The 20750-nt window shown below is 61.1% G+C and carries 16 protein-coding genes and 1 tRNA gene; 14 read left to right on the forward strand and 3 right to left on the reverse strand.

Translation table 11 applies throughout. The annotated features are described in order from the left end of the window. Nucleotides 1–644: 644 nt before the first annotated feature. The 8 genes from VGE08_RS14525 to VGE08_RS14555 all read left to right on the forward strand — a co-directional run bounded on the left by VGE08_RS14525 (nt 645) and on the right by VGE08_RS14555 (nt 8828). The gene (locus tag VGE08_RS14525) at nt 645–926 is read left to right on the forward strand and encodes a hypothetical protein (RefSeq protein ID WP_331068624.1); all 282 of its coding nucleotides are present in this window, start codon (nt 645–647) and stop codon (nt 924–926) included. A 27-nt stretch (nt 927–953) separates the two neighbouring features. After that, complete coding sequence (locus tag VGE08_RS14530) at nt 954–1217, forward strand: hypothetical protein (protein WP_331068625.1); 264 nt, start codon at nt 954–956, stop codon at nt 1215–1217. A 163-nt stretch (nt 1218–1380) separates the two neighbouring features. Then, on the forward strand, nt 1381–2052 hold the full coding sequence (locus tag VGE08_RS14535) for a HEAT repeat domain-containing protein (RefSeq protein WP_331068626.1): 672 nt from the start codon (nt 1381–1383) through the stop codon (nt 2050–2052). 14 nt (nt 2053–2066) lie between these two features. Next, nucleotides 2067–2252 carry a hypothetical protein gene (locus VGE08_RS26375; RefSeq protein WP_349258707.1) on the forward strand — a complete coding sequence of 62 codons (186 nt, stop codon included), beginning with the start codon at nt 2067–2069 and terminating at the stop codon, nt 2250–2252. A 356-nt stretch (nt 2253–2608) separates the two neighbouring features. Next, nucleotides 2609–3475, forward strand: a complete 867-nt coding sequence (locus tag VGE08_RS14540) for a helix-turn-helix transcriptional regulator (protein ID WP_331068627.1) — start codon at nt 2609–2611, stop codon at nt 3473–3475. 47 nt (nt 3476–3522) lie between these two features. After that, nucleotides 3523–4818, forward strand: coding sequence for an MFS transporter (locus VGE08_RS14545; protein WP_331068645.1), 1296 nt, complete (start codon nt 3523–3525; stop codon nt 4816–4818). A 165-nt stretch (nt 4819–4983) separates the two neighbouring features. Further along, complete coding sequence (locus tag VGE08_RS14550) at nt 4984–7200, forward strand: TonB-dependent receptor (RefSeq protein WP_331068628.1); 2217 nt, start codon at nt 4984–4986, stop codon at nt 7198–7200. Nucleotides 7201–7202: 2 nt separating this feature from the next. Then, on the forward strand, nt 7203–8828 hold the full coding sequence (locus VGE08_RS14555) for a GMC family oxidoreductase (RefSeq protein ID WP_331068629.1): 1626 nt from the start codon (nt 7203–7205) through the stop codon (nt 8826–8828). Between the two features lie 117 nt (nt 8829–8945). On the opposite strand, the gene VGE08_RS14560 is transcribed toward VGE08_RS14555, so the two are convergent. Then, nucleotides 8946–9620, reverse strand: coding sequence for a TetR/AcrR family transcriptional regulator (locus VGE08_RS14560; protein ID WP_331068630.1), 675 nt, complete (start codon nt 9618–9620; stop codon nt 8946–8948). A 587-nt stretch (nt 9621–10207) separates the two neighbouring features. Here VGE08_RS14560 and VGE08_RS14565 point away from each other — a divergent pair. Beyond that, nucleotides 10208–10284: transfer RNA gene (locus tag VGE08_RS14565), tRNA-Arg, on the forward strand. 38 nt (nt 10285–10322) lie between these two features. Here the strand turns inward: VGE08_RS14565 and VGE08_RS14570 are convergent. Next, nucleotides 10323–11513, reverse strand: coding sequence for an IS481 family transposase (locus VGE08_RS14570; protein ID WP_349258706.1), 1191 nt, complete (start codon nt 11511–11513; stop codon nt 10323–10325). Between the two features lie 1414 nt (nt 11514–12927). Between VGE08_RS14570 and VGE08_RS14575 the strand changes: the two genes are divergently transcribed. From VGE08_RS14575 to VGE08_RS14590, 4 genes are all read left to right on the forward strand, one after another. Beyond that, on the forward strand, nt 12928–14079 hold the full coding sequence (locus tag VGE08_RS14575) for an acetyl-CoA acetyltransferase (protein WP_331068632.1): 1152 nt from the start codon (nt 12928–12930) through the stop codon (nt 14077–14079). 13 nt (nt 14080–14092) lie between these two features. Beyond that, nucleotides 14093–14482, forward strand: a complete 390-nt coding sequence (locus VGE08_RS14580; RefSeq protein ID WP_331068646.1) for a Zn-ribbon domain-containing OB-fold protein — start codon at nt 14093–14095, stop codon at nt 14480–14482. Nucleotides 14483–14486: 4 nt separating this feature from the next. After that, nucleotides 14487–15662: a M20 aminoacylase family protein gene (locus VGE08_RS14585; protein ID WP_331068633.1), complete on the forward strand. Its 1176-nt coding sequence runs from the start codon at nt 14487–14489 to the stop codon at nt 15660–15662. A gap of 63 nt (nt 15663–15725) precedes the next feature. After that, the gene (locus VGE08_RS14590) at nt 15726–17228 is read left to right on the forward strand and encodes a serine hydrolase domain-containing protein (RefSeq protein ID WP_331068634.1); all 1503 of its coding nucleotides are present in this window, start codon (nt 15726–15728) and stop codon (nt 17226–17228) included. A gap of 33 nt (nt 17229–17261) precedes the next feature. Here VGE08_RS14590 and VGE08_RS14595 read toward each other — a convergent pair whose 3' ends face one another. Continuing rightward, entirely contained in the window at nt 17262–17966 is a 705-nt protein-coding gene (locus VGE08_RS14595) for a TetR/AcrR family transcriptional regulator (RefSeq protein ID WP_331068635.1), read from the reverse strand. Between the two features lie 446 nt (nt 17967–18412). Between VGE08_RS14595 and VGE08_RS14600 the strand changes: the two genes are divergently transcribed. Then, the gene (locus VGE08_RS14600) at nt 18413–20716 is read left to right on the forward strand and encodes a TonB-dependent receptor (RefSeq protein ID WP_331068647.1); all 2304 of its coding nucleotides are present in this window, start codon (nt 18413–18415) and stop codon (nt 20714–20716) included. Nucleotides 20717–20750: the final 34 nt, after the last annotated feature.

Below are 20750 nucleotides of genomic sequence, written 5' to 3' on the forward strand. Positions count from 1 at the left end.
AAAGATGTGAAGGATCTGAAACGCACGATGCTCAGTCACTCGCGCCGGATCCAGAAGTCGCCAACCCGCGTGCGGGCATACTTCAAGAATAAGAACATTCGCTACGCCGCGTGAGTCCACTTCAATTACGCCGGGTTAATAAGCACCATTGATCCTAAGGGACGGCGCAAAAAAAATAGCGCAGAAGATGTAGAGATGTACCACATATAGAAGTACATCTGGATCGCTGCGGGTTGGCAGCGCAGTCGGCGTTGCCCACATTTCGGCTGTTTCTTCGTTCGGTCCGAGGCCTGCAACGCGTGCTGCGGCAGTGGACCGTGTGCACGTTCGAACAGTTGGCGGCGCTCGGAACGCAGTCCGCATGTCCGTGTTCCGGAAATTGACAGCATTGCCGTACCTGACCAGCTACTCTCATCGCGGCAAGTACTACGCGCTGCGATCCTCCGCCAGTTTGAAGCCAGTGGTCTGTGGTCTCACCGTGCATCTGGTGCTCTACCGACGGCACGCTGTTGGATACGAGCAAAGGGTTTGTGGAGCAGGTGCCGGCTGGATGTTCGGCCAGCGAACTGGACAACGCGCTGCACGCGCAGACACGACAGGGCTTGTTGCACTTGGTCCATCGGCACCTGAGCGAGCGACACGATATGAGGGCACGAATCTCCCAGGAGATGCGGAAGCTGCATCTGAAGCTATCCAAAGCGGGACTCGACCTGTGTGCTCGGCCGACCATCCTTCTGACGGAAGACTTCTTCGCATTTCGCTACACGCCCGATCCCCGAGGAGCGGAGGCGCTTGCGCAGGTGTCGTGCTACGTGTGTGGCGTGCCGGAGATTCGGCTGCGGGTGATGACCATTGCGAACGACGTTGAGGCCGAAATAGCGAATGCAGCTGTGCGCTACGCGAACGAGGGGGCGGTCGTCAATTAGTCGCTCGATGTTCGCTCAGCAAAGCTGGTGATCGTCCGAGTCAGGCAGGGGCTGCTCGGTAATGTGAAGCTGTTGAGCGCCGAGATGTTGAGGCATGTCGTTCTGCTGGCGCTGAAGCAGAAGTATCGAGTGCCTCTGGGTAAGCTGAACAGAACCTGGTTGCTGGTCGATCTGGCGTCAGTGTATCTAGGTTGCGGCGTGATCGCCGCCAACGGAGCCTTCGAATTCATCAGATCTCGCTCGGGATGGACAGCGAAAAGCGCTGGGGTGGTGCAGCTGAGCCGGAGATGATGCATGCCAGATACTTGCACAGCCGACGCGAATGCGAAATCGGCGTGCAATGTGTGTAGCGAAGCCTGTCGGAACTTGATCGAGACGAACCAGCATACGGGTTGACCGAGAGTCATGACGATCCGCCAAGTGTTCTCGCACATTATGCGCTCGAAGTGGCGTCGTGCTATTCCTGGGCGCGTTGCTGGTCGGGTGCGGGCAGAATGACGGCAATATAGGGAACAACGATCAAGTGCTGACGGTCTTGTGGGGGCAAGAGGCAGGGAAACAAAGCAGGATCGAGCAAACGTTACTGCCCCTCCATATGACAGATGAGCAGATCCGCGACGTTTTAAAACGCGAGGACTCGAACGATATGCGCAACGGCATCGCGCAACTGCCCGGTCGTGGTCCTTTCGTGCAGCAGCTCGTGTCGGCGGTGTGGAAACAGGAGCGCGAACAGTATGAGGACTTGAACTGGTCGGTGCTGTCGCGGGCCGAGGTTCGGCTGGTGGCCGGACAGGTATTGTTCCAAATGGGTGAGCGGGACAATCCCGCGTTCCGACAACTCGCGCTCGATTCGCTCGATGCGGCCAACCGCGAGGTTCGCTGTCAGGCCGCGGCGACGCTGGGTGTCGTGGGGCAATCAGAGGATGTGCCGCATCTCGTATCGCTCGTCAAAAATGACGACGACTATGTTGCGCTCTGTGCGCTGCCGGCGCTGATGAAGATCCCGGGCGAGGACGGGCTTCGGGCTCTGGAATCGCTGCTGGACGAGCCGGCTCTCTCCGAGCGCCGACGGCAGCAGATCGGAAAAATTCTGAATAGCCCGCTGCGAGCGACGCCACGCGGCTGAGGTTCCGGTGCTGGATCCATTGCGGACGACGATACGGCCAACGTGTCAGCGTGCTTGGGTTGAGTGCTCCCGCGCAGATGCGCACGGAGGCAGCGCTCGATTGCTTCGGGCCAGCGGCTTTTCGTCTGCCCGAGCCGTTCCTGCCGATCGAGGACATCGCTGCGTCCATGGCTTCAAATCCATCTCCTCCCTGGCACTGACAAGCGGGTAACGCTCACACGTATTCGCCGCCATCATGTCTCTCGACGGGCGATGAACTGTCGTAGTGTGACAGGACCGCCCGCCGCCCAAGGGGCCCGGAGGCACTCGCAGGTGCGTCGCATTTCGGGCAGCGGTAAGTTGTTGAATTCGGATAGTCCGCAAAGACCCGGCTCAGGGGTGATCACGAAATGGCGCACTCCGGGATCCAAGCTGGCGCCAGGCGCCGCAAGGGCCGAGGAGGTCGGGTCGTTCAACGTGCTGGACTCGTGCCGGTGCCGTGTCTGGCCGGCCGTTTTGTGGTATCACTGCTGCGTTCGGAGCAAGCTAGCACTCAGCCACTGGTGTGCCATCGCCGATGGAGCAACATTCATCTCGTCCGGGCCAGCGCCGCGGCGCTTCCAGAGCCACTCTCGATCGCCTGCTCGCGTCCAGCGAAGGGACCGTAGCGCCGCGCAGCACGCTGAGCGTCGATTATCAGGACGTGCCGCGTCCAGTGGCCGCACTGGCGGATGAGTACGAGTCCGGCTCGATTCAACCGAGGCACTCGCATAAGCGCGCCCAGGTGCTGTACTCGATTTGTGGCGTGGCTTCAATCACCACCGATCACGCCAGCTACATCCTGCCGCCGCATCGAGCGTTATGGATTCCGAGCGGGGTCGCTCATGAGATGGCCTGCCGCGGCCACGTGTCGGTACGCACGCTGTATATCGACGAGCGTGTGCGGGGCGATCTTCCGGAAGCCTGCCGCGTCTTCGAAGTCTCCGACCTGTTGCGTGAACTGATTCTTGCGGCCGTGCGCATGCCCATCGAATACGACGAGCAGGGGCGCGACGGCCGTGTCATGCGGCTGATCCTGGACGAGATCGCCAGCGCACCCAGCATTCCGCTGGACATCTCGATGCCGCAGGACGCCCGTTTGTTGAAAGTTTGCCGTGCGATTCTCGACGATCCGGCGCACGCCGATACGCTGGACGATTGGGCTCGCGTGGCAGGCATGGGGCGCCGCACGTTCACACGGATGTTTCGCCGTGAGACCCAGATGAGCTTTGCCACCTGGCGGCAGCACGTGCGGCTGATGGAGGCGATGTCCCGGCTCGCCATTGGCGAGCCGGTGACAGCGGTTGCCTTCGATGTCGGCTACAACAGTCCGAGTGCCTTCACCGCCATGTTCCGCAAGGCGTTCGGAGCGGCCCCCACCCGCTATATCAACGAGCAGAGCTGACTGCCAGCCGCCGCAGAAACGTCTGTCGTGATATCACCTTGTCGACTGTGAAGTTGATGCCAACGCCGGTGTCCGGCCTCGATAGTGTTTCGCGTGGCTATCGTTTCTATGTGCTGGCGCTGCTGACGCTGGTCTTCATCATCAACTTCATCGACCGGCAGGTGCTGTCGGTGCTGATCGAGCCCATCAAGCGCGATCTGCAGCTGAGCGATACGCAACTCGGGCTGCTGAGCGGGCTGGCCTTCGCGTTGTTCTATGTGACTGCAGGTGTGCCGGTGGCACGTCTGGCCGACCAGCGATCGCGCCGCAACTTGATTGCGGTGTGCATGATCGTGTGGTCATCGATGACCGCGTTATGTGGGATCGCCGCCAACTTTGCGCAGCTCTTGCTGGCACGCGTCGGTGTGGCCATTGGCGAGGCGGGCTGTGTCGCACCGTCCCATTCCATTCTGTCGGACTACTATCGGCCGGAGGATCGACCTGCGGCGCTGTCCATCTATTCGGCCGGCGCGTCGGTGGGCGTGTTCCTCGGCCTGCTCGGTGGCGGTTGGTTGGCCGAAGCTCATGGATGGCGCGCAGCGCTGGTGATCATCGGTCTGCCAGGCGTCGTGGTCGCATTGCTCGTGCTGGTCACACTTCGCGAGCCGACACGTGGGATGTCATTGCCATCGCATGTTGCGCCGGCCGCGTCGACTCCCGCGCGTTTCTGGTCGGACCTCGGCCAGTTGTTACGCAGACGCACATTGATCTTCATTGCGCTCGCTGGCGGATTCCAATCCATGGTGACCTATGGCGTGGCCACGTGGTTGCCGGCATTCTTCATGAGAGTGCATGACATGAGCGCTTCGCACGCGGGCACCACGCTGGCGATCATCAATGGTTTGATCGCCGGAACCGGAGCGATCGTGGCCGGCGTGATCACCGCTCGCTTGTCGCGGGACGAGCGACGCTGGCTGTTGTGGGCGCCAGCCATCGCCACCGTTGTTTCTACGCCGCTATATGCATTCGCGGTTCTGGCGCAGTCCGCCTTGGCGAGTCTGCTGCTGCTCACGCCTGCTGCATTCCTGAGCATGATGTATGTGGGCCCCGCGCTGGCGGCCACGCACGGTGTGGCTGGTGTGCATTTGCGAGCCACCGGCGTCGCGTTGACCTTGTTCGTCAGCAATCTGCTCGGCATGGGCGGTGGCGCGGTGCTGGTGGGCATCGTGAGCGACGCATTCGCTGCTGTCGAGCCGACCGTTTCGCTGCGCTATGGATTGCTCGCCGTGTTGCTCGCAAACATTCCTGCCGCTATCGGATACCTGCTGGCCGCCAAGCGCGTGCGCGATGACTGGCACGAATAAATTCGCGTCTGGCATCTGTGGAAAATCCCATGTAACAACCATTGTACGGCGACGCCTACCAGTCCTATAGTCGCAGCCCGCGGGGGTGCCGTGCTGAAGGAGCTCACGATGGTTTGCAGGACAATGGTGTTTTCTCCCCGCGTTGCAGTGTTGCCCTTACTCCTCATGTTCGTCCCGCCCGTTTGGGCAGCGGCTGAGAACGCGCCGACGCGCGCCGAAGCGAACAACGATTCCCCGATCGAAGAAGTGCTGGTGAGCGCCCGCCGTAGAGGCGAGGAGCGCTTGCAGGATGTTCCGGTCGCGGTGAGCGTGCTGTCCGATGAAGCTTTGCGCAAAGCCGGCATCACGGACCTGTCCGAAGTGGCGACGCGCACGCCGAGCTTCACCTTCGGACAACAGATCGGCAATCAACACGAAATCGTGATTCGTGGCATTGGCACGCTGCGATTGACCGGTTCGGCGGCCGAGCCGTCGGTGGGTCTGTTCATCGATGAGGTGTATGTCGGTCGGCGGGGCACTGCAACACCCCCGTTGTTCGATCTGGAGCGCGTCGAAGTCGTGCGTGGTCCGCAGGGAACGTTGTATGGAAAGAACGTTGTCGGCGGTGCCGTAAACCTGCTCACCGCGCGGCCGAGAACTGAAGCGGAGGCGCGAGTGGCTGTTTCCTACGGTCAGTTCGATGTCTTCAGTGGCCGCGATCTCTGGGAAGGAACCGGCTATGTCACCGGCCAGTTGGCCGACACGGTCACGGGCCGCCTGGCGGCGTACTACCGCACGCATGATGGATATTCCCAAAACGTCCTGCTCGATGAAGCATTGGACGATCAAGACAACTACGCGATGCGAGGCTCGCTGCTGTTTCAGCCGACCGCGGCCCTCGACATCCATCTGATCGCCGACTTCAGTCACAACGAGAGCAATGGCCAGTCGCGCCGCGCGGTGGACGATCTGTCCATTCCCGGCTTGGGGGCCGTGGTCGGATCTGGGCTGCTGAGCAACAACGTGCGGGAGAGCGATGCTCCCTGGACCCAATGGGAGGATCACGACACGGCGGGGCTGACCGCGCGCATCGACTATCGTCTCGGCAGTGGCCACATGCTCACATATCTCTCCGCTGTACGTTACGGCAACTTCAATGGGCGCTATTCGCTCGTGGGCACGCAATCGCCGCCATCGTTGACCGACGCGGCCAATGGCCAGCGAGAGAAGTACACGGGCTTCACCCAGGATTTGCGGCTGAGCTCCGCCGCCGAGGGCAGTGCCGTGCGTTGGGTTGCCGGTCTCTACTTCCTTCGCGAAGACACCGACATCATCGACAACAGCATCGCGACGACATTTCTTTCCGCACTCGGGCCGGGCAGCGTGGGCGATATTCTCGACGGCGAGTTCATCTACGATCAGCAGAACATTACCAAGAGCTCGGCCATCTACGGCGAGTTGACTTGGGCGATGACGGATGCGGTGTCTCTGACGGCGGGTGGCCGCTACACCTATGACGACAAGAGCTACCGCAATCGCTCCGAGTGTCTGGATTTCGGCGCGCAGCCCGATTTCATCTTCTGCGTGGCCCCGTTAGGCGCGGAATTCTGGAACATTCGTACCAGCAAGAGCTGGAGTGAGCTCACACCCAGGGTGAGCCTGGATTGGCGGAGGAGCGACAGCGTACTGTTGTATGCAAGCGCGGCGCGTGGCTTCAAAGGCGGAGGCTGGCAGGGCAAGCCGGGCACGAGGGCGGCGGCATTGTTTCCGTACGATCCCGAGATCGCGTGGACATACGAGATCGGGGCCAAGACCGATTGGGCCGATGGCCGCGTCCGTGCCAATCTGGCGGTATTTCATACTGATTTCGATGATCTGCAAGTGGAACAACTCGACGATGCAGGGCTGTCGCTGATCATCGATAATGCAGCCTCTGCTCGTATCAAGGGGGTCGAGCTGGAAATGCAGCTGCGGCCCCTGGCGCAGTTGCAGCTGTGGTTGAGCGGTTCCTATCTCGACTCGGAGTACCGGGATTTCATCGATTCGGCGGGCAACGATCTCTCCGGCAATCGGCTGGCGCGCACGCCGGAGTTTCGCTTCACCGGTGGCGTAGACTACGCTCTGTACATCAACGATGCCTTCTCGCTGGATACGCGCGTGGAGTACCAATGGCAGGACGATATGCCCTGGCTGGTCGAGAACACGGTCCTGGAGGATTCGTTCGGGCTGCTGGATGCGCGCGTGGCACTGCAGTCTCTCGATGCCCAGTGGGAGCTGGCGCTGTTCGGCAAGAACCTGACCGATGAGCTGTATCGCGTCGATGCCATTCCTTTCCTGGGCGATGTGTTCTCCCGCTTTGGCGCGCCGCGCAGCTACGGCGTGCAGTTCACCAAAACCTTTTGATCGTGGCTGAAGAGTTTTCGGAGACATTGGAAGCCGACTATGTGATCGTCGGTGGGGGTTCGGCAGGTTGCGTCGCTGCGCGTCGACTCGTTGATGCGGGTCACAGCGTAATTCTGCTGGAAGCCGGCGGAGATGATCGTAGTGCTGCCGTGTATGTGCCGGCCGGCTCCGCGAAATTGGTCGGCAATGCGCAGTACGACTGGAAGTACGAGACCGAGCCCGACTCCTCTCGCAACGGTCGTGTGGACAGCTGGCCCTCGGGCAAGGTTCTCGGTGGTGGCGGCTCCATCAACGGCATGATCTATTTGCGTGGCAATCCCGCCGATTACGAGCGCTGGGTGCAGCAGGGGGCGTGGGGCTGGAGCTTTCCCGAAGTGCTGCCGTACTTTCTGCGCGCCGAGCGCAACGAGAGCGGTTCCAGCGAGTTTCACTCCGACAAGGGCCTGCTGGGTGTGGCGAATCTTCGGGTCCAACATCCGTTCAATCGCTTGTTTGTCGACGCCTGCGTCGCTGCGGGTATTCCGCGCAACGAAGATTTCAATGGCGTGGCGCAAGAGGGCGTTGGTTACTATCAGGCCACGCAATGGGGCGGTATGCGATGCAGCGCCGCGCGTGGTTATCTGCGTCCGATTCGCGGGCACAAGAATCTAATAGTGATGATGCGCGCGTTCGTTGGTCGCGTTCGCGTGCGAGCTGGCGCGGCGGAGGCGGTGGAGTTCCAGCATCACGGAGTCGGCAAGCTCGCAAAAGCGCGCCGCGAAGTGTTGTTGGCTGCTGGGACGATCGGCTCGCCCAAGATTCTTATGCTTTCTGGCATCGGGCCGCGCGAGGAGTTGGCGCGTCACGGCATTGCTTGCCTGCAAGACCTGCCCGGCGTGGGACGCAATCTGCAAGAGCATCCCGGCATCATGCTCAGCTATGACGTCAACATGCGCACCATGAACGTCGATGCGCATTCGAAGTGGCGCTATGGTATGCGGGCCCTGCAGTTTGCGATTCTGCGGCAAGGCCCCGGCACTACGCCCATCTCCCATGTCGGCGTGTTCTTCAGGACGCGGCCCGAATTGCCCGCGTTCGATGCGCAGATTCACTTTCAGCCGTTGGGGTATGAGGTCACCGCCGATAAAGTGATATTGGCCGAAGCCAATCGCGTCAGCCTGGCGGTGAATGTCAGTCGCCCGCAGGCGCGCGGAGTGATCCGGCTGCGTTCATCCAATCCTCAGGATGCACCGATCATCGATCATCCCTTGCTGGCGTCCGAGGCCGACGTCCGGACGTTGATCGATGGCGCTCGGGTCATGCGAGGGATCTTCCATTCGCCGCTGCTGCGTGAGCACGTTCGAAAGGAATACCTGCCGGGCGAGGCCGTGGGCACCGATGAGCAATGGGAAGCCTATGTGCGCGCGGGATCGTTTGCGATGTATCACCCGGTTGGGACGTGTCGCATGGGGGCTGACGCCGACCCGCAAGCCGTCGTCGACAGTCATTTGCGTGTGAAGAACATTCGAAACCTGCGCGTGATCGACGCGGCCGTCATGCCGAGCCTGCCTTCCTGCAACACCAATGGCCCGACCATCATGATCGCCGAGCGAGCCGCGGACACGATCAACCGTGCGAAGGGCAACTAGGGCCCACGCAATGTTCGGCAGGGGTATTTGTCGGATGGTATGACGCGCAGTCAGGAGCGTGTTTTAGCATGCGCCGCATCGCATTGTGCGGCTGGATTGGAGCGAGCGCTACGCGAGTTACATCGACCCGGTCGTACGAGCTTTGCGGCCCACCATGCGCTCGACGTTGCGGATCATGTGCATGACCACATCGGTCTGCGACCAGCGGCCCATGGCCGGGCGCCACCACAATGCCGACCAGGTGATCAAGCCGGCGATCGACAGCGCCGTGAAATCCGGATCGTCGAAGGTGAATTCACCCCGCTTGGCGCCTTCCTGAAGCAGCCCGGACAGCTTGCGATCGAACTCCTGCTTCAGCTCCGCCAGCACCTGGGCTTCTTCGGGCTCCAGGTTCATTTCTTCGCGGCGGTACACCACGATGCACTGCTGATTTGCCAGGGCGGTTGTGGTTACGCGCTCGATCGCGAGCCGTAGTTTTTCCCCGGGCGGCAGCTTGGTGGCCAGCGCATCATCGAGCGCGGCCAGCGGCGCGCGGATGCCGATCTCGCAAATGGCGTTGAGGATCTCGCTCTTGTTGCGGAAGTAGGAATACAGAAACGGCTTGGTGACCTTGAGCTCGGCAGCGATGGTGTCGAGCGTGGTCGCTTCATAGCCCTGCGCAAAGAACAGCTCGCGGGATTGCTCGAGAATCCGCCTGCGTTTGAATTCCTGAACCTCGGTTCGCAGTTCTTGTTTGTGCGACTGCACTTCGGTTTTCTTATTTGCCTTCGAGGCGCTTACCCGCGCAGCCATAATCTTCCCTCAAGCAATCTCGTGCAAAAAAGCCCGTGAATGATGAGGCAGAACGACAGGCATCGCAATCAAATCACTGGCGTGCATCTCGTGTCGGGAAACTCGCCTGGCGCAGTACCTATACATTCGCACGTGCAACGACTGTACAGCGAATCGACACTCGGTGCGCTCACGAAACGAGTGTGCGCGGAGTGAGCCAGGGCCTTGCCGGCCGGCGACCGTGCTCCGGGCGGCTCCAAGGACAGGGGCAGTGAATTTGCTGCCAGCCAACACAGGACTAGCGGCATTCCGCGAATGTTGTGGTAGGATGCGCGCCCCTGCAGCGACAGGCGATTCCCGGAGTCCTCCGGCGGCGCCAGAGTCCTCGCAGGGATTTGTCAGCGGATGGTGTGGCAAGAGGCTTGATCGGATCAGTAAGCTACTGATCTACAAGGGAAAAATCCTCAGCCTTCGAGACGGTCCTCCAGACCCTCGGCACCCCTTCCGCCAGCAACACGGCCTCGCTACCCCGTATCGGCCCTCACACGAGCGGCCCACGGCTGTGGCGACCGGATGGGCGGCCCAGCCGCCGGCCGAGTTGCAGTGCTGCGCCCGTAGCTCAGTTGGATAGAGCGCATGGCTACGAACCATGAGGTCGGAGGTTCGAATCCTTCCGGGCGCGCCATCTCTCCTCGGGTCCATTCTGGACAGATGGGTAACGGATTATTCCGGAGACATGGGTAACACTTTAGCTCCGAACGGATTCGGTGCGCACTCGACCCGGCAACTCTGATCGTCGAAGAACCCCAGGTCGTAATGCATGAAGCTGATCAGCCAGACGTGATCGGCCACTTCCCGCACTCCCACGTTGTGACCAGCGAACACGGCGCTGAGATTGATCTTGCGCCCGCCAAAGCAGAGCCGGCCGCACTGCGTAACGGTGACGGTTTGATCGTGCAGCGGATATTCCAATGGCGGCAGTCCTCGATAGAGCCGCAATGAGGGGCAATACAACTCCGCCGGGTAGCGCATGCCCAAGGCCTGATGCGGGCGTTCCTGGTTGTACTCATGGATGAAGTGGTCGAACTTCGCCTGCTGCTGAAGGAAGTTCTTGCCCGGCGGCTTGGTAGCTTCCTTCTTCAAGGTCAGGTGCATACGCTCATGCCTGCCATTTTGCTGCGGCTGTCCGGGCTGAATGCGTTCTAGCGTGATTCCCAGGCGCAGCCACCACACCGAAAGCTTGCTCAGGCCGAAGAACGCGGTGGTGCTGGCGAAGGGGACGCCGTTGTCGGTGCGAATTGCTTTAGGCAAGCCGAAATCCATGAACGCACGCTCGAACACGCTGAAAGCATAGATTTCCTTGGTAGCTTCCAACGCGTCACAGCACAGCAGATACCGACTCCAGCAATCCGTAATGGTGAGCGGATAGCAGTAGCGCCGATCGGCGAGCATGAACTCGCCCTTATAGTCGGCGCACCACAAATCGTTGGGCCGCGTCGGCGTGGAGAGACTCGTGCCCTCCGCCTTGTAGACGCTGCGCTTGCGTCCGTGCGTGACCAGGCCATGCCGATCGAGCACTGCATGCACGGTGCTGATGGCGGGCAGGAGGATATCGCTGCAACGCCGTCGCAGCTTCTCGCGGATCTTTGGTGCGCCCCAGCTGGGATGCTCGCGCTTGAGCTGAACGATCAGCGCCTCGATCTGGAATGGCAGGCGATTAGCCTGTCGATACGGCCGACGCGATCGATCGGTCAACCCCTCCAGACCACAGTCCTTGAAGCGATTGAAGATCTTGTAGCCGGTCTTACGCGAGATATCGAACTCCCGGCAAAGTTCGGCCATCTTCTCGCCTTCCAGGAGGCGAGCCACAAAGCGTAGGCGTTCGTCCACTTTGGAACACTCCTGCCACGGCATTTGCGTCTCCTGCAAATGCCAGAAGTGTTACCCATGTGTCCGGAATGACCTGTAACCTATGTGCCCGAACGCACACTCAAGCATCTGTCACTTTCGCACGATCGTGCTGCCAAATGGTTGCGTGAGTTTGCGGGACTTTCGTTTGCAAACGTCTCCGTGGCCCGCGATTCCTGAGCTTCGGCTTGAGTCCAATTCCTGGATAAAGTCGGCCGCGTCTTCCAAGTCCATTCGATCCTGTCCAATCTCCGTGTCCCAAAACACATCGGAGGTGGCCCATCAGGGCGTAAGTTCGAATCCCTCCCTCGCCAGCATATTTCAATGAGTTACCGCCGTTGCCGACCACCCCCGTTTTGCGGAGTGACCGGAGAGTGACCAACTGCGGTGGAGCGAACTCTGCCGATCAGGCGATGGGCCGCGGATTCGGCGCGGGGCAAACAGCTGCGCTGATCGGACTCGGCTCGTTCTTGCCCTTGTTGCCGGCGTCCGCGACTTACCTGTCCATGGCGAAATGCTGATCACGCGGTAATCGGCGTGTGGAAGAGGCCGGAAAAGTCCGATCGCCATGCATAGTCATTGAGATTCGCCGGCTGACCGCCAGTCGTGCTGCATCGTTCGGTGGGCGTCCGGCTACCGAGCCCGGCGTGGACGCGTTGCTGGTTGATCCTCGTCGGAACGAGCGCTCGTGCACTATTTGGCGCGTGGTGAAGAAGAAAGTAATCCATCACGGGGCTGCAGGATCCGCTGCTTAAGTGCTTCGTTGGCCAGGTCAACCACGAAGTCGAGTACGCGCCGGAAGCGACTTGGTGGGAATGCAGAGCTTCTACCATCGAGCCGTTGCCTCACCGGAGAAGTTGTTCAGTAGGGCAGCACGAGGTGCCGCTCAGGTCAGTAGCCGCTGCTGTCGCCGCACCGAATCAATGATTCTTGGTCATCTCGAGGCAATGCTCGGACCGAATTGCACCATGAGTATTCGTTGATGCGCGCGCGATGAGAATTGACCGCTCGCCTATGGGCCTCACCGAACCTGCGACTACAGTAGTCCAAGTCGCAGGTCGCGAGGACTCTTGCGGCGAAGCCGGTTCTGCTCCTGGCGGGCATTGCGACCACGTGGCAGGCATGGAACTGAAGCTGCATGCGCAAGGGCAGGGCTGACGCGTCTTTCAAGTTACTGATCGTTCAGTTGACGATTACTAAGCAGTCACTTAGTATGGATTGACTGGAGCTTATTCGTTGTGCGTGGCTGCGGAATTGGCCTTCCTTTGCAAGTAAGCGAGTGCGACCAACAGGTCCGTGTAGCGGGTGCGTTCCTTTGAGCGTCCCCGAGTTGCTTGGCTACCGATCAGGCTCAGGGCTGACTACCGCCTGTGAGCGCAACCAGTTCTGGCGCCAGACGATTTGAGAAATCTTTGATCTCATGGATATATACATTGCCGGAGTGGCGGAAACGCCGCTCGGAAAAGTCAACGATCACAATGAGCTTTCGATGGCGGCGATCGCCGCGCGGGAGGCGTTGGCCGAGGCGGGCATGGGGTTTGCCGACGTGGATGCGCTGTTCACCAACTATATGCCGGAGGTGGGCGGAGATTGTGCATCGGTCCGGGTTGGCGAGTATCTGGGAATCTACCCCAAGTACTCCGATGCGAGCGATTTGGGGGGCGCGGCCTTCGAGAGCTTCGTGCACCACGCGCTGGTGGCGCTAAGGGAAGGCAGGTGCGAATGTGCGCTGATCGTGTATGCGTCCCGACAGCGCTCCCGGCGCAATCGCCCCCGTACGGGTGTCGAGAATCACTATTCCATCACCGGGCAGTTCGAGCAGCCGTATGGCCTGGCGTCGCCGATCTCTCAATACGCATTGCAGGCGGCACGCCATATGTACGAGTACGGAGTCACCAGCGAGCAGCTTGCGAGCGTGGCGGTGTCGGCGAGGAGCTGGGCGGCTCTGAATCCCAAGGCCTGGCATCGTACCCCGCTCACCATAGCCGAGGTTCTCGATTCTCCATTGATCAGCGACCCGCTGCGCCAGTTGGATTGTTGTCTCGTAACGGACGGCGGCGGTGCTGTCGTGGTCACTACGGCGAGCAGGGCGCGCGATGCTGCCAAACGCCCGATCAAGGTGCTTGGCGTGGGAGAAGCGCAATGTGCCTATCATGTCGCGCAGGTCCCGGATCTGGCCGTGACGCCAGGCAGGCAATCGGCCAGAACCGCCTTTGCGATGGCGGGCGTCACTCCGCGGGACGTAGATGTCTTCGAGCCTTACGACAACTTCACCAGCGCGGTGATTTCCCAGCTGGAGGACGTCGGTTTCTGTGAGCCTGGGCAAGGCGGGGCATTTGTCGAGGCCGGGCACACGCTGCCTGGCGGCTCGTTGCCGATGTCAACGATGGGCGGCGGGCTGTCCTACTGCCATCCCGGCGCGCTTGGATTGCTGCTGCTCGTGGAGTCCGTGCGTCAGCTTCGCTGGGAAGCCGGCGAACGGCAGGTGCCCGGTGCCGGTATCGCCGTGGCTCACGGCATCGGCGGGCCGGCTTTTTCCACGTCGGCCACGGTGGTGCTCGCCCGTGAGTGAGTTCAATTGGCAAATGGAAGGCGATCCGACTCATCGCCCTTTCTGGGACGCGGCGACACGCGGAGTGTTGGTCATCCAACGTTGCGCGGGCTGCGGCAGGCATCAGTTCTATGGTCGGCCATTCTGCATTCGGTGCAAGTCCGACGCAGTCTCGTGGTCTGCAGCGAGGGGCACGGGTACGGTGTACTCCATCACCACCGTTCGCAAGCAGTGGGTGCCCGGATTTGCTCCGCCCTATACGGTAGCCATCGTCGAACTGGACGAAGGTCCGCGCTTGCTGACCAACATCGTCAATGGCGCGGCCAGCATCGGGACAAAAGTCCGGGTGACGTGGCGGGATCGTTCCGGACTGCCGCCTGTTCCGGTGTTCGAACCGCTGCCGTGCGAACAGAGCGAGGCGTAGAGGCGTGCGAATTCATCCCGCTCTGAGGCAGTGGCATGAGCAGATGAAGGCGTGGCGCCGTGACCTGCACACCCATCCCGAACTTGGATTCGAAGAGCACAGGACGTCGCAGTTCGTAGCGTCCAAGTTGGAGAGTTGGGGGCTCGAGGTCGAGCGCGGGATCGCCGGGACGGGTGTCGTTGGGACGCTGCGCGGTTCGGATCCGACGAGAAAGCCGATTGCGCTTCGTGCAGACATGGATGCGCTGCCGATGCGCGAGGAAAACCAGTTCGCGCACGCATCGGGCTCGCCGGGGCGGATGCACGGCTGCGGGCATGATGGTCACACCGTGATGCTGCTCGGCGCGGCGAAGTACCTGGCGACAGTCGCGCCGCCGGCCGGCTCCGTTCACTTCATCTTTCAGCCGGCGGAAGAGGGGCTCGGCGGCGCGCAGCGCATGTTGGATGACCGGCTGTTCAGTCGCTTCGAATGTTCCTCGGTCTACGGACTGCACAACTGGCCGGGGTTGCCGCTCGGCACGGTCGGCATCCGGCAGGGCCCGATGATGGCGTCGATGGATCGGGTCACGATCGACATCGTTGGCAAGGGTGGGCATGGCGGGCTGCCGCACCTTACGGTCGATCCAGTAGTTGTGACGGCGCACGCCATCACCGCATTACAGACGTTGGTGAGTCGCTCGATCGATCCGCTGCAGGCGGCGGCACTCAGCATCACCTGCGTGACGGCTGGCACATCACACAACGTCATCCCCGAGAGCGCGCGGCTCACCGGAACGATAAGGAGCTTGATCCCTGAAGTCAGAGATCAGCTCGAAGCGGGCATTCATCGGATCGTCAATGGCGTGGCGCAGGCGTTCGGGGCGACTGCGAAGATCGAGTACGAGCGGCAGTTGCCTGCCTTGAGCAACACGCCGCGCGAGACGCAGTTGGCACGGCGTGCCGCCGCGAACGTCGTGGGCGAGGGCAATGTGGACGAGGCGATCGATCCCGTCCTCGGGTCCGAGGATTTCGCCTGCATGTTGCAGCAGAAGCCGGGCGCCTATGCCTTTCTGGGACAAGCCGACGCCGGCCATCGCCCGATGATTCACAGCCCGCGCTACGACTTCAATGACGAGCTACTGCCGATTGGCAGCAGCTACTGGATCGCCGTGGTGGAGCAAGAAATGGCGCGCAGCGACTAGCGCCGATTGCTGCGCAGGTCGGTTCGGGTGCGGTTTGTAGGGCTGGGACAGTCGGGAATCGATATGAAACATTGGCAGGTCCTGCTTCAGGTATTGCTGATGGCGCTCGCCGGAGAGGCCAAGGCGGAAGCCGTTGAGGAATGCGTCGGCGGCGGGCGCTATACGATGGTCGATGCGATCTTTGAGTCCTTCATGCGGGATCAGCACGTGCCGGGCATGGTGTACGGGATCGTGCAAGGAGGGCGCCTGGTGCACTGTCGAGCGCTGGGTGTTCGTGACATCGAGAGCGGCGAGCCCGTAACGTTCGACTCCTTGTTTCGCATAGCGTCCATGAGCAAGGCTTTCACGGCGCTTGCGATACTCAAATTGCGTGATGAGGGGAAGCTGCAGCTCGATGCGCCTGCCGAACGTTGGGTTCCGCAGCTCGCCGAGGTGCGTTACCCCGACGTGGAGGCACGACGGATACGCGTGCGAGACCTGCTGGCTCATACGGCGGGCTTCGTGACGGACGACCCCTGGGGCGATCGCCAGCTGGACATGCCGGAGGCACGGTTCACGCAGTTGATCGCGCAGGGCGTCCCGTTGGTATACGAGCCGGGATCGGCGTACGAGTATTCCAATTATGGGTACGCGCTACTTGGTCGTATCGTGACGGCGGCATCCAAAACCCAGTATCAGCGGTACGTACAGCGAGAGATTCTTCAGGCGCTTGGCATGCGATCCTCGGGATGGCAATTGTCCGAACTGGATTCGCGCCATCGAGCCATCGGGTATCGCTACGAAGATGCGGCTTGGCATGAGGAACCGGTACTGGCCGACGGAGCGTTCGCGTCCATGGGAGGGTTGCACACGAGTGCTCGCGATTACACCCGGTTCGTGAGCTTCCTGCTCGACGCATGGGCAGATCGGGACGAGCAGCACACGCGGATCGCTGCCAGGTCCACGCGAAAGGAGATGGTTCAAGCTGCATCGTTCCTTCAGCCCGTGCCGCCCGAACCGGGCGATCCTGCCACGTGCGCTGCGACTCGAATATATGGGTTCGGGCTGCAGGCTTACACCGACTGCCGATTCAAGTCGTTCTTCGGGCATTCCGGCGGCTTGCCGGGGTATGGGTCCAACGTCCTGTTCTTTCCCGAGTACGATCTCGGCATCTTCGCCTTTGCCAATCGGACCTATGCTCGTGCCGAGATTGCGGTGAAGAAGGCCGCCGCGACGCTGTACGACTCGGGCACATTGCAGGCGCGGACAGTGCATGCGAGCGAGGCGTTGAGGGCAGCCGACAGCCTCGTGACTCAGATCTATGCGGCGGGCTCCGTCACAGTCGTTCCGCATTCGCTGGCGAACAATCTGCTGCTCGATCGTTCCGCGCGGAAGCGCGACGCGGAGCTTCAGGCTGTACGCGTGAAGCTCGGTGAGTGCCAGCGAGAGAGTCGCATGAATGTCAGAAACGTGCTCGCGGCGGTAATGAATTATCGCTGCGAACGAGGCACGCTGGCGGTAAATGTGTTACTTGCCCCGCTGCCGTCGCCGTCTTTCCAAAGGCTGGAATTTTCGGCGCAGGATTGAAAGACGCGACTGCCGCACGGCCTTCGCCGAAACTCAAGTGATGTTTTCGTCGAGTGTCGCCGCTGCGGTCAGGTTCAGTAACTGCGCGCGATTGCGGATCGGGTCGGCGCCGACGATGCGCAGCGCAAAGTCGGCGTACATCGTGGAAAGCTTGTTCATATCGAGGCTTTCGTTGGGTTGGTACCAGTAGTTGATCTGCTGGCTCATTCCGAAGATGGCATACGTGGTGGCGGTGGGGTCCACTTTATCGAAGGATTTGTCCCGTACGCCCGCGACGATGATGTTCCGCAGGCGGTCTCGGATGTTTCTCATCAGTTCGATCAGAGGCGCGGCGGTGTCTGCGGGCACGCTGGTGATCAACTGGGATGCGCCATACGGCTGGCGGTCGGTCACCGACTCGGCGCGCTGCATTCGAGTGTGAAGGTGGACGAAGGTCCAAAGGCGCTCGCGCGGGGAGAGCTCGGCACTGACGCTATCGTGGGCCATCTGCAGGTTTTCCAAGCTGCGCTTGAAGGCTGCCACCAGCAGTTCGTCCTTCGAACGGAAGTAATAGTACGTGGCTGCCACGGTGATGCCGAGTTCCTCGGTGATCATGCGCAGGCTGGTGGCCTCGTATCCGACTCTTTTATAGAGACGCAGCCCGACTCGCATCAGCGCCTCCTTGGTGAGTTGCCCGTCCCGGACCGCCAGCGGGGGGGCGGCTGATTTGGTCGGAGCGGCGGCTCTGGTGGCTTGCATGGGCGGGTTCCTTGGTTGATACGTCCGGCGCTCGCACGATCTTGCAGGTGCGGGCGCAAGACCTCCCGCCCGTAGGTGGGCGAGCGTCCTCGAGCAGCGCCGCATACTACAACTAAATGACAATCTAATAAATAACTGGTCGTCCAGTAATTGAACCGTCATGCATGGGGCATGCGCTGCAGGTGGACGCCAGCGGCAAATCGGCGTTGCGTGGCACTTTACTAAGTGATAGCTTAGTAAGCACTGAATGATCGATAAGTAGAAGATTCGATCGTGATGAAGAGACAGGGAGAAAGGCCGCCGCAACGGCGAATGTTCGCCGCCGGCGCTTCTGTCCTGGCCGGTCCGGTGCGGTGCGGGCGAGGCGGCCGGTTGAGACTGCACGTGGGGTATGCCGAGCTACTCGGCTGTTTCGAACAACTTTGGGTGCGTGGAGAGTCCTCGTGATGAAGACAAATAATTTTTCCGGACCGACGCGAGCGTTGGCCGCCGTGGTGGTCGGGGCTCTGGGCAGTGCCGGCGCCATTGCAGAAGAGAGCGAGACGAATCAGCTCGCGGCTCGCAACCTGGAAGAGATCGTCGTCTCGGCGCAGAAGCGCGAAACCTCGCTGCTCGATACGCCGATCAGCATCTCTGCGATCGGCATGGAGGATATCGCCGAGAGAAATCTGGTCAGCATGGAAGACTATCTGAGCGCCATGCCGAGCGTCACTCACAACAACGCCGTCAGCGTCCTGAACGATATTACCTTCCGAGGCCTGGGAGGATTCTGGGGCGGCGATTCGACGGTCGGTGTGTACTTCGGCGAGGTGCCGATGGTCAGCCCCCAGTACAGCATCTTCAGCGCCGACATGAAGCTCGTCGATATGGCGCGAGTGGAAGTGCTGCGCGGCCCGCAAGGCTCGCTATATGGCTCCAGCTCGCTGGGAGGAACCTTGCGGAGCATTCCCAATGCGCCCGATCTGAAAGACAGGGCAGCCAACGTCACGGTGGGGCGCTCGCTCACCGGCAGAGGCGGCGATGCCAACACCTCGCTCACCGGCATGGTCAACATTCCACTGGCCGAGGATCGGCTGGCTCTGCGCATCGCGGCGTACGACATGCACAACGGTGGCTACGTCGACAACATCGCGCCGGAAGTGCCCTGGATGATCGCGGAGAACGAGCGGTACGGCGGGCCGATCAAGTATGAGGGGAACAATGGCTCTGTCGACTTCACAGGCGTCCGAGCATCGCTGCGCTGGGAACCTAACGATCAGTGGCGTGCGACGTTCATGTACGCCTTTCAGGAGGTGTACCAGGATGGCGATAACCGGCCCGATGCGAGACTTTCGCCTTACAAAGGGGCGTTCTGGCCCGTGACCGGCGGTTATAGCAAGAACGACCGCACGTTCTTCCAGGAAACACTGGATCTGGCGAACCTGGTGGTCGAGTACGACATGGGATGGGCGAGCTTGATGTCCTCCACCTCGTGGTACGAGGGAGGCTACAAAACCGCGCAGGTCTTCGTGCCGCCGCTCAATCAGGGGAAGATCGCTCGCGTCAAGAAGGGCCCCGACGAGCGCGAGGCGTTTTTCGAGGAGCTGCGGCTGGTTTCCGATTTCGGAGGCGCGGTCGAGTTCACCGCCGGATACTTTTATCAGCACTCCGAAGATGGCGACAGTTACAACTGGGTTTGGATGGGCGATCCGGCGCAGTTTCCGGCCGACTTCAGGTTCCGCGGCTTGCCAGTCTCGAATGTCAACAGCGTGCTCGCCTATACGCATGCCTCGGCGGAGTTGACGCAGCACGCTCTGTACGGCGAGTTCTACTACAAGTTCCTCGACAACTGGACCTTGACGCTGGGCGGGCGGTACTTCGACTACGAGCGCACCAGCGGTAGCGGCGTCATACCCGATCCGGTCGGGCCTATCGACGAATCGGCGCTCACGTTCCGTACGGCCAAGGAAAGCGATTTCGTGAGGAAGGTCAATCTCAGCTATAAGCCCTCGGACGGTGCGACGTACTATCTGGAGTGGGGCGAAGGATTCAGAATCGGTCGGCCGGGAGCGCTGCCGGCGGTGCCTACGATCTGCGATGCCGACGGCGATGGCGTGCTCGACGGTACCAACGCCCGCATCGGTCAGAATTTGAAGTCCGACACCACGGACAACCTCGAGCTGGGTGCGAAGATGCGATTCCTCGACAACCGGATATCGCTGAATACCGCGCTCTACCGAATCGATTGGAAGAACCTGCCGACGCAGGTATTCAGTCCGGTGCAGGGCTGCACCACGACGGTGGCGATGAATGCGTCGGAGGCAACTTCCTATGGCGTCGAAGCCGAAGCGCAGATTCAGTTGACCGAGGGCCTGCGATTGGATATCAGCGGTTCCTACAACGATGCGACCCTGGCCAAGGACGATCCTGGAGTCCGCGCGCGCAAGGGTGATCGGATTCCACGCGCGGCGGAGGTCAACGCCAGAGCCGCGCTGGAGTACGAGACGTACATCGGCGACTATCGGGGATTCTTGGGCGCCGACTACTCCTATATCAGCGGCTTCTATACGGACATCGCCAAATCCCTGCAGGAAATGGGCAATTACGGCTCTCTCGGCATTCGGGCCGGCTTGGATTTCGATCGTGTAAGAGTGCAGCTGTACGGTAAGAATCTGACCAATGAGGATGCCTACGTGCAGGTCTATTCGTACGGCGTCGTACCGTTGCGTCCGCGAGTGATCGGCATCGACCTGAGCTTCGATTTCCTCTGATAGGGCGAACCAGCCCAAGGGAAGCAGGGGCGGT

Origin of the sequence: Steroidobacter sp. (assembly GCF_036406195.1) — a bacterium.
In the GTDB taxonomy this organism is placed as follows: domain Bacteria; phylum Pseudomonadota; class Gammaproteobacteria; order Steroidobacterales; family Steroidobacteraceae; genus Steroidobacter.